Origin of the sequence: Erwinia piriflorinigrans CFBP 5888, assembly GCF_001050515.1 — a bacterium.
Classification (GTDB): domain Bacteria; phylum Pseudomonadota; class Gammaproteobacteria; order Enterobacterales; family Enterobacteriaceae; genus Erwinia; species Erwinia piriflorinigrans.
Window position 1 is genome coordinate 491,597 of the sequence record NZ_CAHS01000015.1, and the last position, 11,890, is coordinate 503,486.

Consider the following 11,890-nt stretch of genomic DNA (forward strand, 5'->3'; position numbering starts at 1 on the left):
GATAACTAATTACGCTGCCAGCCGAGGAACTGATCGTACTTACGCAGCGCAATGCGGTAGTTATTATTACCAGCATCCGGCAGGTCGTTTTCCAGACATTCATGCCAGCTCGGCCCGGTAAGCCGTTCCGATGGGAAATTACGCGCTGACAGCATCCCGTCAAGACGACGCAGGCGAACAACATATTCGCGAATGGTGCTGTGGCTCATTTCCGTCTGCTCAAACAGGTACTGTTTAAACTTCATAATGTCGAAATAGGTCGGATGGGTGTTGCAGTAAATATCACTACAGAATCGACACAGCGCGGTAAGTTCAAGCTGTAATTTCAACCAGACCCGTTCATCAACGGGCTGGTCCATCCGGGCGATGGCTTCTTTATTAATGATTTGACCACGAAATACCAGCGCCATACGGTCCAGTACTTTCGCGCAATGGGAACAATGGCTTTGGCTGTGTTTATAGTCTTTTAAGTAACGGCTCAATGGCCTGGTTGTTGTTTTCGATCCCACAAGAGATTCCCCGGTTCGAGTTTAAAGTGCAAACTGACTTTGTCAGCGCGCCCCCGATAACCGGGCGCGCAGGCGTTTTACCGCCTGACTGTGCAGCTGGCTGACACGGGATTCCCCCACCTCCAGCACTGCGCCAATCTCTTTCAAATTCAGTTCTTCCTGGTAATAAAGCGTCAGAACCATTTTTTCGCGATCGGGCAGAGCCTCTATCGCTTCAATCACCCGGTCGCGAAGATCCCCTTCCAGCAACTGATGCAACGGATTTTCCTGTTCGTGCCCTTCCGTCACCAGTTCCGCGCTGTCGCCATGCTCTTCACGGTATTCATCAAAGGAGAAGAGCTGGCTGTTATTGGTGTCCAGCAGGATTTGTCGGTACTCGTCCAGCGAAACATCTAACTGGGCCGCCACCTCCTGCTCGCTGGCCGAGCGCCCCAGCGCCTGCTCGACCTTATGCATGGCTCCGGCCACTTCGCGCGCGTTGCGGCGCACGCTGCGCGGTGCCCAGTCGCGGCTGCGCAGCTCGTCAAGCATCGCCCCACGGATACGCTGTACGGCGTAGGTGGTAAAAGCGGTCCCCTGCATGGCATCGTAACGTTCTACCGCATTCAACAGGCCGATACCCCCCGCCTGGAGCAGATCGTCAAGTTCAACGCTGGCCGGCAGGCGCACCTGTAGCCGCAGCGCTTCATGGCGTACCAGCGGTACGTAACGCTGCCACAGCGAATGTTTGTCCATCACGCCATTGGCGGTATACAGATCGTTCACTCTGACCTACCCTGGATTAATTAAGTTATCGGCACGATTATCGGTTTCTGTAGGTATTTTGATTGGTGGAATAGCGGTTAAAAGGCGGGTTATTTCATTTTGTTGAGCGACGGCCCCACGCAATCAGCATCGCTGGCGCGGGGAGCCGTCAGGTCATATTTTGTTTTGCAGCCGCTGGCGTGTGGCGGGCGGCACCTGCGTCCATAAGGCACAGACCTGACCTTCCAGCTGCTGATAAAACGGCAACAGGGCGCTATCCTGCGGTAACGTGCAGCGAAAATGCACCGTACCCTGAACAGGATCGATGGTCATGCGGCGGCTGGCAAACAGCCGTTGCAGATCGCTACGCAGAAACAAACCGTTATCCGTGCTGTTATCCAGCATGAACCCCTGCTCATTTTCGCGCGTGTCGATGTGGCAGGCTTCCACCCACGGCCATGCCTGTTCATCGGCCAGTAATGTGCCGGTCACCACGCAGGCCCCGTAGCGCTCACGCAGCGCGGCGGTAAACTCATGATGACTGGCACGGTGCCAAAGCCGAGCCTTCACTCGCCGCCCGACCTGGGTTCCGGCCATCACTCCGGCAGGCGGCAGCAGCAGCGGCGAGGTCAGCACCACGATAAACTGTAGCTGGCGGGCATATTCAAAACAGGGCTGCGACTGGCTGTCATATAGCTGCCAAAACTCATCCTCTTCTTCAGTGCGCAGCAGCGTCAGCGTGTAGCCGCGCTGTTGCAGCAGGCTTTGCGCCATGATCGACGCCGGATCGAGCATCGCCAACACCCGGCTTTCACCCATCACCTTCCAGGTGTTCCACGGAGCCGGGATCACCGGGCGACGAAAATAAAGGAAGCTCTGCTGACTTAACAGATAGTGTTCAAAGCGCGCCAGATGGTTTTTGCGCTCGTTATCCTGGCTGATAAACAACAGATCTTCTTGGGCAATATGGCTGTCTTTACTGGCAAACACCGCGCGGATCGTCCCGTTTTTGCTGGAGGTGGACGGGCTGAGCAGCCCATGCGCGGTTAACGATTTATCATCAGGGTACTTTTTGCTGTAGCGGTCGTTTATCTCCTCAAACGGCAGCAGTTCCCCGGGGATCAGGTCATAATTGAAGCGCATAAAACACTCCAGAGAAAAAAAACCCCGCGAGCGCGGGGTTTAACGAGTTCAGTAAGGGGGTTAACGCGACGGTTAGCCCTGCAGCAGAGACAGAACCTGCTGTGGAACCTGGTTCGCTTTCGCCAACACTGAGTTACCGGCCTGCTGAATGATCTGTGCCTTAGACATGTTAGACACTTCAGTTGCGTAGTCAGCATCCTGAATACGTGACTGTGCAGAAGACAGGTTGGTGGTGGTGTTGTTCAGGTTAGTTACCGCTGAATCCAGACGGTTCTGCACCGCACCCAGGCTTGAACGGAAGGTATCGACAGACGAAATAGCCTTGTCCAACAGTGCCAGCGGGTCAGCTGTAGGAGTCACAGCAGTACCGGTGCTGTCTTTAGACGCCACGGTGAAATCTTTCAGGTTAAGGGCTGTGGAATCCACTTTTTGCAGTTTAATATCAATGGTTTCGTTATCGTTAGCACCGACCTGTACAGACAGGGTCGTTTTGTCGCCAGAGAGAACCTTCACGCCGTTAAACTGAGTCTGGCCAGATACGCGGTCAATTTCGTCCAGACGGGATTTGATTTCGTCCTGGATGGAAGAGAGGTCAGAATCAGAGTTAGTACCGTTTTTAGCCTGAACGGTCAGTTCACGTACACGCTGCAAGTTGTTGTTGATTTCAGACAGAGAGCCTTCGGTGGTCTGCGCCAGAGAGATACCATCGTTAGCGTTGCGTGCCGCCTGGGTCAGACCCTTGATGTTAGAGGTGAAGCGGTTAGCAATCGCCTGACCCGCTGCATCGTCTTTAGAACTAGTGATACGTGAACCGGAAGACAGACGCTCCATAGAAGAGGCCAGTGCAGACTGGTTTTTGTTGATGTTGTTCTGGGTGATCAGCGAGAGGCTGTTGGTATTGATAACTTGTGCCATGATAAAGTTTCCTGTTTAATCATTTCAGTTAAGTTGGTTAGGGTTATTCGCCCCCGGCTTCATCGCCGTCAAAATTGTTATCGTCTGTCCTGCGCTAACCTTTAGAACTTTTTTAGCCTCACGCCGTTTTTTTTTCTTGCCCACTACTGCACGAAATAACCCTCTTTATTACCGCTATTCGTTTTATTGCCGCCTGATAAATAATCGTAAACTTTGCTCATTAATAGCCGATAACCACGGTATTGACACTCCGTGCGCAGGATAAAAAGGAAAAAATCATGGCTAGCATCTCTACTCTCGGTATCGGCTCCGGCCTCGACTTAAGTAGCACTCTGGACAAATTACAGACGGCGGAAAAAGACGCGTTAAAACCAATCGCTACCCAGCAGACAGCCTACACCGCTAAGCTGAGCGCCTACAGCACCATGAAAAGCGCGTTGGAAACCTTTCAGACCGCCAACAGCAAGCTAAACAGCGCCGATCTGTTTAGCGCCAGTAAGACCAGCAGCAGCACCGGCGCCTTTAGTGCGACCACCTCTTCCACCGCCGCTGCGGGGAGCTACAGCATTAGCGTCACCGCGTTGGCTAAAGCACAAACGCTCACGACAGGCATACAAAGCAGCAGCAGCACAGCGCTGGCCAGCAGCGATAGCACTATCTCGATTAAACTGGCGGGAAGTGATAAGGCCGTGGATGTCAGCGTTAGCGCCGCAGACTCTTCTCTGACCGGCATTCGTGATGCGATCAATAAAGCCAATGCAGGCGTCAACGCCAGCATTATTAAAACCGGTGACGGTAGCTACAGACTGTCACTGTCCTCGACAAAAACCGGCAGCGACAACGCCATGACGCTGTCCGTTAGCGGCGACAGTACGTTGCAGAGCATGCTGAATTACGATGGCAGCAGTAGCAGCAACATGACCCAGAGCGTCGCGGCACAGAACGCCAAACTGTCGGTGAATAACGTTGATATAGAGAGTAGCAGCAACAGCATTAGTGATGCGCTGGAAGGGATCACCCTCAATATTAGCGACGTGACCAGCGGTAACCAGACGCTGACGATCGCTAAAGACAGCAGCGGCACCTCAACGGCAATTGCCGACTTGGCAACGGCGTATAACACCTTGCTGGACACATTTAATACCCTGACAAAATACACGGCGGTGAAAACCAACACCGCCACCCAGGACAGCAGTAACGGTGCCCTGCTCGGTGACAGCACCCTACGTTCGATTCAGTCACAGATGAAATCGATGCTCACCAACGCTTCCAGCACCTCGACCTTTAAAACCCTTTCGCAGATCGGAATCACCAGCGATCCCACCAGCGGCAAGCTGAACACCGACACCACGGCGCTCAATGCCGCCGTGGCTAAAGATCCGGATGGGATTAAGGCGATGATTGTCGGCGATGGCAAAACCACCGGTATTGCCAGCAAGATGGCCACCAGCCTGACCGGATGGTTATCCAGCAGCGGTGAAATTCAAACGGCGAAAGATGGCGTCAGCAAAACTCTGACCAGCCTGAGCGCGCAATACACTAAGGTGAGCGACCGTATTGATGCCACCATCGCGCGTTTAAAAACGCAGTTTACCGCTTTGGATCTTACCGTCAGTAAACTGAACAGTACCAGTGATTATCTGACGGCACAGTTCGACACATCAAGTAAATCAAGCAGTTAGGCAGTAAGGAGCCAATATGTATAGCGCCAGCGGTACCAAAGCCTATGCAAAAATCGGCGTGGAAAGTGCAGTAATGAGTGCCAGCAATGACCAGCTGATTACCTTACTGTTCGACGGGGCGCTTAGCGCCCTGGTGCGCGCACGCCTGTTCTTGCAGGAAGGTAATACGGTAAAAAAAGGAGAATCACTCTCCAAAGCAATAAATATTATCGATAACGGTTTGAAACTGGGTGTAGATGAAACCAGCGATGACGAGTTAACGCGCAATCTGGCCGGGCTGTACCGCTATATGGTGCATCGGCTGCTGCGCGCTAATCTGGATAACGATGCCGAAGGCATTGAAGAAGTTGAGGCGCTGCTGCGCAATATCGCCGACGCCTGGAAAGAGGTTTCTGGCACTACCGCTCTGGTTTAGGACGCTTTAACATGAATAGTGCCCAGTATCTGTTCGCGCTGTATCAAGATATTTTAACCCACAGTCAGTCTATGCTGCGTCTGGCGGCAAACAACCAGTGGGAAGAGCTGATCGACAGTGAAGTCAATCATTATGTCGGCGCGGTGAAAAAGCTGGAGCAGGCGATGCAGCATCAGCAGATCACCCCGCAGACTCACGACAGGCTGCGCCCCGTGCTGCGCCATATCCTTGATAATGAAACGGAAGTTAAGAAGCTGCTCAAGTACCGCCAGGATGAAATTGCCACCCTGATGCAGCAGAACAGCCGTCAAAAATCAGTGAATAATGCCTATAGCAAAAGCGCCGGAGTGGTGCTGTTTCCCACCCGCATAAGCGGATAAAAAAGAGTCGTACCGCCATCTGGCCAGCCCGGAAAAAATAAATTCGTGCTGGCCCGCGCTTTTCTCCCACTCTCGCGCATACTTCATTTTCACATCGGTTGAAAATGGAACAGGTCTATGCACAATCCCACGCTGTTGCAGTTTTTTCACTGGTATTACCCCACTGGCGGTAAACTCTGGCCAGAAGCGGCCGAGCGCGCCCCATGGCTGGCGGAAATTGGCATCAGTGCCGTCTGGCTCCCCCCTGCATCTAAAGGCGAATCCGGCGGTTATTCCGTTGGCTACGACAGCTACGATCTGTTTGACCTGGGGGAATTCGATCAAAAGGGTTCACGCGCGACCAAGTATGGCGATAAACAGCAGCTGCTACATGCGGTAGAAACACTGAAAGCCCACGGCGTGGGGGTGCTTCTCGATGTGGTGTTGAATCATAAAATGGGTGCCGACGAAAAAGAGCAGGTGCAGGTCAACCGCGTTAATCCTGAGAACCGCGAGGAGATCGATACCGAGGTGCTGGAGGCCGAGGCCTGGACGCGCTTTACCTTTCCGGAGCGTGGCGGGCAGTATTCACAGTTTGTCTGGGACTACAAGTGCTTCAGCGGCGTCGATCATATTGAAAACCCCGATGAGAACGGCGTGTTTAAAATCGTCAATGACTACACCGGCGAGGGCTGGAACCAGCAGGTGGATGACGAGCTGGGCAATTTTGACTACCTGATGGGCGCGAATATCGATTTCCGCAATAAAGCGGTGACCGAAGAGCTAAAGTACTGGGCGCGCTGGGTGATGAATGAAGTCCACTGTAGCGGTTTTCGTCTCGACGCGGTAAAGCATATCCCCGCCTGGTTCTATAAGGAGTGGATTGAACATGTCCAGGAGGTGGCCGAAGAGCCGCTGTTTATCGTCGCGGAATATTGGTCGCACGAGGTGGAGAAGCTGCAACACTATATTCATCAGGTCGAAGGAAAGACCATGCTGTTTGACGCCCCGCTACAAATGAACTTCCATAATGCGTCTAAACAAGGGGCTGACTACGATCTCAGTCAGATCTTCACCGGCACGCTGGTGGCGGCCGATCCGTGGCATGCGGTGACTATTGTCGCTAACCACGACACTCAGCCGCTTCAGGCGCTGGAAGCGCCGGTCGAAAGCTGGTTTAAGCCGCTGGCCTACGCGCTGATCCTGCTGCGTGAAAATGGTGTTCCGGCGCTGTTTTATCCCGATCTGTTTGGCGCCAGCTACGAAGATGAAGGCGGTGACGGCGAACAGTACAAAATTGACATCCCGGTGATACCCGAGCTGGAGGCGCTGGTGCGCGCGCGCCAGCTCTTTGCTCACGGAGCGCAAAGCGAATGGTTTGATCATCCTAACTGCATCGCTTTTTCCCGCAGCGGCACGGATGAACACCCCGGTTGCATAGTCATTATGTCCAACGGTGAGGCGGGAGAAAAAACGCTGGAACTGGGAGAAAACGTTGCCGAAAGAGAGTGGTATGACTATCTTGGCCATGAAAAAGAGCGGATAAAAAGCGACAAACAGGGCACTGCCGTTTTTCGCTGTCAGCCAGGCAGCGTCAGCCTGTGGGTGCCTGCCGAATAGCCTGTCAGCGCGTGAAATTATGGCGACAGGCTATGGCCGCTTAACGAACGCCACCGCGCCGGGTTTCCGGCCGGTGTGCACGCACTGCCTACTTCTTCAGGGCGCTCAGCTGCTGCTGGCATTCCTTCGTCGGCTGCGCAACCTTCTGTAAAATGAGTCGATCGTAATGCAGCTCGGCACCGTCCAGTTCCAGCGGCATCACGCGTTGCTGATTGTTAACGTTAACCCAACGATCGTCAGCCCGGGTCAGTTTACCGGGCTTCGCCAGCACGCGCTGCCACTGGCGGCAGTCAAGGGTATCGCCTTCTGCGGTGATAATCAGGCTGGCTTTCGCCTGGTCACTGACCAGACCACTCTGTGGTCCGAGAGTTTGCCAGTTGCCGACCAGTTCGGCCGGAGCTGGCGTTTTCACCGCACTGGAATAGTTTGGCAGCTCTGCGCAGCCGCTCAAAATCATGGCTCCTACCGTCGCGATAATCCACTTTTTCATTCTTTCATCCTGATTTTCTTAGTAACGCGATAAGTTATAATCTTTACCTGCCCTGCCGCAAGTCTTGTCCTGCTATTACCGCCATCTTTCTGCTTGTTCTGTCGTGCCATCAGATAAAATTAACCGCCTGTAAAGCCGCTTGACGGGCGAAAGTTGAATATCACAACAGGGGTCGACCTGCTGTCGACTTCCCCCCTTTCCACGCCCCGTGTACACTATGGCCCGCATCTATCCAGGCACTCATTCAGGCAGAACCGCTATGAAAACCGTTGAAGAATATTACGCCATCGCCAAAGAACGCTTTCTTGAGGCGCACCCCACGCTGAAATCCGGCATTGAGAATCTGACAACCGAACAGGCCGCCACGCTAGGTATGAGCCTGCAACAGTTGCAGTCAATCCAGAAAGATCGCGCTTATGCGGCCTGGGTTCGTGAAAAGAAACTCGATGGCGTGCTGTTTGCTATTCAACTGGCCGAACCGGATAAAGAGGTGATGGTAGCGGCGATTGAACAATACCTGCATACCCACGCAGAAGCGTTGGGCATGAGCTGGGAAGAATTTTGTATTAAAAACGAGCTCTAGAGGGTTTTCCCACAAGAAGAACAGCGCGTGGACGATCGCGAAGCGCTGTTCATCGGGGAGTCAGTCCGATTGCAGCAATATCCTATGCCCCGCCTTGTTAGCCAGACAGGCTGGCGGCAGCCGTTGATAGCGACAGCTCCTCTTCGCGAAACGCTTATTTCCGCACGCTGAAGCGGTGGTACCAGCAACACTCGACCATATCGCTGGAAAATCGGTTACCACCATCACTGGCCCCCCTTCCTTGCGCTGAACTTCGTCACTCACAGATAAGTCCATAAATCCTCACTGCAGAATTAACATTCTTTAATCAGGTTATCGCATCCGCCTGTTATTTACCCCGTCAATACCATGTTAAATATTTGTTAAATATCATCAAGCCGTTAAAAAATCTGGCAATAAAAAAAGCGAGTGGTCCGAGCACTCGCTTTTTATGTGAAACGCATCGCATTTCAGCGCTAGATTTTACAGCCTTCACAGTCCGCTTCATCGCCCAAATCGGCAGGAACTTCGGCTGCTTTCTGCTCGGCGCGGGCACGAGCCTGCTCTAGCTGAGCATCGATATCAAATTCGAACATATCGTCTTGCATGACAATCCTCACTTATCAAAACCTTTCAATCCGTCTTTATACGGATTTCTGGCGTATTTTAGCAACCAGATTTACCAGGCACAGCACAATCGACCCCACGACAAAACCCAGTACCAGATTGGCCAGGTTGCCGATCGCAGCGGCTATCAAACCGTGCATCTGCGCGCTGAATTCAGTGATAAGGTGATGGAGCTGTGGTACTCCGTGCACGATAATTCCGCCGCCGACCAGGAACATCGCCAGCGTACCGACCACCGTCAGGATTTTCATCAGCCAGGGAGCCGCCGCCAGCAGTACCCCGCCTACCGCCTGCGCAGACGATGCGCTTTTTTGCTTCAGCCACATGCCGAGATCGTCAATTTTCACGATGCCCGCCACAATGCCATAAACGCCAATGGTGACCAGAATCGCCACGCCCGCCAGGATAATCACTTGGTTAAGCAGCGGTGCCTCGGAGACAATACCCAGCGTAATCGCCACAATCTCTGCCGAGAGAATAAAGTCGGTGCGCACTGCGCCTTTCACCTTCTTCTTTTCAAAAGCGGCAGGGTCCTGCTGCGCAATCTTCAGCAGCCGCTGTTCCCGCGCCTCTGGCGTCTCCTGGCTTTTGTCTTTATGCAGGCTGTGCAGGACTTTTTCCACGCCTTCATAGCAGAGGTACGCGCCCCCTACCATCAGCAGCGGAGTGATAGCCCAGGGAGCAAAGGCGCTAATCAACAGCGCCAGCGGCACCAGGATAAGCTTATTGAGGAACGATCCCTTCGCCACGGCCCACACCACCGGCAGTTCACGGTTGGCTTTTACCCCGCTGACCTGTTGTGCGTTCAGCGAAAGATCATCACCCAGTACGCCAGCGGTTTTCTTTGCCGCCACTTTGCCCATCACGGCCACGTCATCCAACAGCGTGGCAATATCATCCAGTAAGGTCAGTAAACTACTTCCAGCCAAAATCTTATTCCTTTTTCTCATTCATCATAGTGACAACAGGGGCACTGTTCGATTTCAGTCACCGCCATGTCGGCGATGCCGTCACAGTCCCATTCAACGCGTACCGCCTGACCTTGTGCGTGCGCATGGTGCAGATACTTACTGACCGGGCTTTCTGTCATTCCGCCGATCTGTTCAGTAGCGATCAGATGTTCACCGACATAAATACGCGCGGTCGCCTGGGTATTCACCATGCGTTCGCCGCTAAGTTGATATAAACGCCTTACCGTCAGCTTGACACTGCCCATGGCCCACCTTTGACTGGCTGTATTAAAAAGAGCTCGATCTAAACAATTATGCGCAACGAGTGCAAATTTTGTAAAAAAAATGACGTTTATTCTGTTAATGAGTGGCAAACTCCTTGCCACTTAACACTCTGATAACCTGATTGGCTTCGGGAATGAGCTTCTGACATGACACTACGCCGTGCGCCCAAAGTGCTGCCGCTAATAGCGGCTCTGTTTGCCCTCTACTTTATCTGGGGATCTACCTACCTGGTTATTCGTATCGGCGTCGAAAGCTGGCCGCCGATGATGATGGCCGGACTGCGTTTTTTGCTGGCAGGCGCCGTGCTGTTGGCCGTGCTGCTACTGCGGGGTGAGAAACTGCCTTCGCTGCAATCGGCCGCGAACGCGGCGCTGGTCGGCGTACTGCTACTGGCGATGGGTAACGGTGCCGTTACCGTGGCCGAGCATCAGCACGTTCCCTCCGGGCTGGCGGCGGTGATGGTCGCGACCGTACCGCTGTTCGCCATGTGTTTCAGCCGTCTTTTTGGTATCGCTACCCGGTGGATTGAGTGGCTGGGCATTGGCATCGGGCTGTCAGGTATAATCCTGCTTAACAGCGGAGGACATCTGGCAGGCAATCCCTGGGCAGCATTGATGATTCTTCTCGGTTCGTTGAGCTGGGCGTTTGGTTCAGTCTGGGGATCACGGGTTAATCTGCCGTTTGGTATGATGGCTGGAGCCGTTGAAATGCTGGCTGCTGGCGTGGTGTTACTGACGGCAAGTTTTATCAGCGGTGAACATCTGACACAGACACCGGCGCTGAGCGGAATACTGGCGCTTGGCTATCTTAGCCTGTTCGGTTCGGTGATTGCCATCAGCGCCTATATGTTCCTGATCCGCAATGTGAGTCCGGCCATTGCCACCAGTTACGCCTACGTGAATCCTGTGGTCGCCGTGCTGCTGGGTATTGCCTTCGCGGGTGAAAGCCTCTCGGGGCGCGAATGGCTGGCGCTCGGAATTATCGTCTCAGCGGTGATTCTGGTGACGCTGGGGAAATATCTGGTACCGGCGAAGCCCGTCGTTAAACCCTGCGAACCTTAACCTCTTACAACTGACGTATTCCGCATTCGTCGATCTCGCCGTTGCCCGCAGCGGCGCAGATCCACTCTTCCAGACGCGCACTCATCGCCTGTTGCTCTAACCGGGTTTTTCCGCGCATTGCGCATTCCCAAACCAGTAATACTCGCCAGCCGCTGGCCGTCAACTCTTCAATATGGCGCCGATCGCGGGCAACGTTACTGTCTATTTTCCCCTGCCAGAACGCCGTGCGCGTTGCGGGTAATTTAAACAGATGGCAGTGATGACCGTGCCAGAAACAGCCGTGGACGAAAATAATCGCCCGCCAATCTGGCAGGATAAAATCTGGCCGTCCGGGCAGCGATTTATCCTGCAAGCGATAATGCAAACCGAGGTCGGTCAGCAGGGCCGCAAGGTGCTGCTCGATTGCCGTATCGCGAGTACGAATGGCGCGCATGTTCTTGCTGCGCACCTGAGAGGAGTGAACGTCGGCCATCTTGATATTCCTTTAATGATGACATTAATTATAGCTAAATCTTGCCCGGCAGTGAC

At 53.6% G+C, this 11,890-nt stretch carries 15 protein-coding genes; 6 read left to right on the top strand and 9 right to left on the bottom strand.

Annotated elements, in window-relative coordinates:
* Nucleotides 1-5: 5 nt before the first annotated feature.
* From fliZ to EPIR_RS10455, 4 genes are all read right to left on the bottom strand, one after another.
* On the bottom strand, nucleotides 6-509 hold the full coding sequence (gene fliZ, locus EPIR_RS10440) for a flagella biosynthesis regulatory protein FliZ (RefSeq protein WP_023655360.1): 504 nt from the start codon (nucleotides 507-509) through the stop codon (nucleotides 6-8).
* A gap of 42 nt (nucleotides 510-551) precedes the next feature.
* Nucleotides 552-1,274: an RNA polymerase sigma factor FliA gene (locus EPIR_RS10445; protein ID WP_023655361.1), complete on the bottom strand. Its 723-nt coding sequence runs from the start codon at nucleotides 1,272-1,274 to the stop codon at nucleotides 552-554.
* Nucleotides 1,275-1,427: 153 nt separating this feature from the next.
* Nucleotides 1,428-2,396 carry an HNH endonuclease signature motif containing protein gene (locus EPIR_RS10450; protein ID WP_023655362.1) on the bottom strand — a complete coding sequence of 323 codons (969 nt, stop codon included), beginning with the start codon at nucleotides 2,394-2,396 and terminating at the stop codon, nucleotides 1,428-1,430.
* A gap of 72 nt (nucleotides 2,397-2,468) precedes the next feature.
* On the bottom strand, nucleotides 2,469-3,311 hold the full coding sequence (locus EPIR_RS10455) for a flagellin N-terminal helical domain-containing protein (RefSeq protein ID WP_023655363.1): 843 nt from the start codon (nucleotides 3,309-3,311) through the stop codon (nucleotides 2,469-2,471).
* Nucleotides 3,312-3,589: 278 nt separating this feature from the next.
* Between EPIR_RS10455 and fliD the strand changes: the two genes are divergently transcribed.
* From fliD to amyA, 4 genes are all read left to right on the top strand, one after another.
* Nucleotides 3,590-4,993, top strand: a complete 1,404-nt coding sequence (gene fliD / locus EPIR_RS10460; protein WP_023655365.1) for a flagellar filament capping protein FliD — start codon at nucleotides 3,590-3,592, stop codon at nucleotides 4,991-4,993.
* A 16-nt stretch (nucleotides 4,994-5,009) separates the two neighbouring features.
* On the top strand, nucleotides 5,010-5,408 hold the full coding sequence (fliS, locus tag EPIR_RS10465) for a flagellar export chaperone FliS (protein ID WP_023655366.1): 399 nt from the start codon (nucleotides 5,010-5,012) through the stop codon (nucleotides 5,406-5,408).
* Between the two features lie 11 nt (nucleotides 5,409-5,419).
* Nucleotides 5,420-5,788 (top strand): flagella biosynthesis regulatory protein FliT, encoded by a 369-nt coding sequence (gene fliT / locus EPIR_RS10470; RefSeq protein ID WP_023655367.1) that lies wholly within the window; start codon nucleotides 5,420-5,422, stop codon nucleotides 5,786-5,788.
* Nucleotides 5,789-5,905: 117 nt separating this feature from the next.
* On the top strand, nucleotides 5,906-7,387 hold the full coding sequence (gene amyA / locus EPIR_RS10475) for an alpha-amylase (protein ID WP_023655368.1): 1,482 nt from the start codon (nucleotides 5,906-5,908) through the stop codon (nucleotides 7,385-7,387).
* Between the two features lie 88 nt (nucleotides 7,388-7,475).
* Here amyA and yedD read toward each other — a convergent pair whose 3' ends face one another.
* Nucleotides 7,476-7,877: a lipoprotein YedD gene (gene yedD, locus EPIR_RS10480; RefSeq protein WP_023655369.1), complete on the bottom strand. Its 402-nt coding sequence runs from the start codon at nucleotides 7,875-7,877 to the stop codon at nucleotides 7,476-7,478.
* Between the two features lie 259 nt (nucleotides 7,878-8,136).
* Here yedD and EPIR_RS10485 point away from each other — a divergent pair, with 259 nt between their 5' ends.
* Nucleotides 8,137-8,460 (top strand): DUF6388 family protein, encoded by a 324-nt coding sequence (locus EPIR_RS10485; protein WP_048697334.1) that lies wholly within the window; start codon nucleotides 8,137-8,139, stop codon nucleotides 8,458-8,460.
* Between the two features lie 455 nt (nucleotides 8,461-8,915).
* Here the strand turns inward: EPIR_RS10485 and EPIR_RS19195 are convergent, their stop codons facing one another.
* From EPIR_RS19195 to EPIR_RS10495, 3 genes are read right to left on the bottom strand one after another with little or no spacing between them, the layout of a single operon-like run.
* Entirely contained in the window at nucleotides 8,916-9,047 is a 132-nt protein-coding gene (locus tag EPIR_RS19195) for a hypothetical protein (RefSeq protein WP_023655371.1), read from the bottom strand.
* Nucleotides 9,048-9,083: 36 nt separating this feature from the next.
* Nucleotides 9,084-9,995: a DUF808 domain-containing protein gene (locus EPIR_RS10490; protein WP_048697337.1), complete on the bottom strand. Its 912-nt coding sequence runs from the start codon at nucleotides 9,993-9,995 to the stop codon at nucleotides 9,084-9,086.
* Between the two features lie 17 nt (nucleotides 9,996-10,012).
* A complete protein-coding gene (locus EPIR_RS10495; protein ID WP_023655373.1) occupies nucleotides 10,013-10,282 on the bottom strand; it encodes a hypothetical protein in 270 nt (89 codons plus the stop codon).
* A 165-nt stretch (nucleotides 10,283-10,447) separates the two neighbouring features.
* On the opposite strand from EPIR_RS10495, the gene yedA reads away from it, so the two are divergent.
* Nucleotides 10,448-11,362, top strand: a complete 915-nt coding sequence (yedA, locus tag EPIR_RS10500) for a drug/metabolite exporter YedA (RefSeq protein WP_023655374.1) — start codon at nucleotides 10,448-10,450, stop codon at nucleotides 11,360-11,362.
* Between the two features lie 4 nt (nucleotides 11,363-11,366).
* On the opposite strand, the gene EPIR_RS10505 is transcribed toward yedA, so the two are convergent.
* Nucleotides 11,367-11,834 (bottom strand): very short patch repair endonuclease, encoded by a 468-nt coding sequence (locus EPIR_RS10505; RefSeq protein ID WP_023655375.1) that lies wholly within the window; start codon nucleotides 11,832-11,834, stop codon nucleotides 11,367-11,369.
* Between the last annotated feature and the right edge of the window lie 56 nt (nucleotides 11,835-11,890).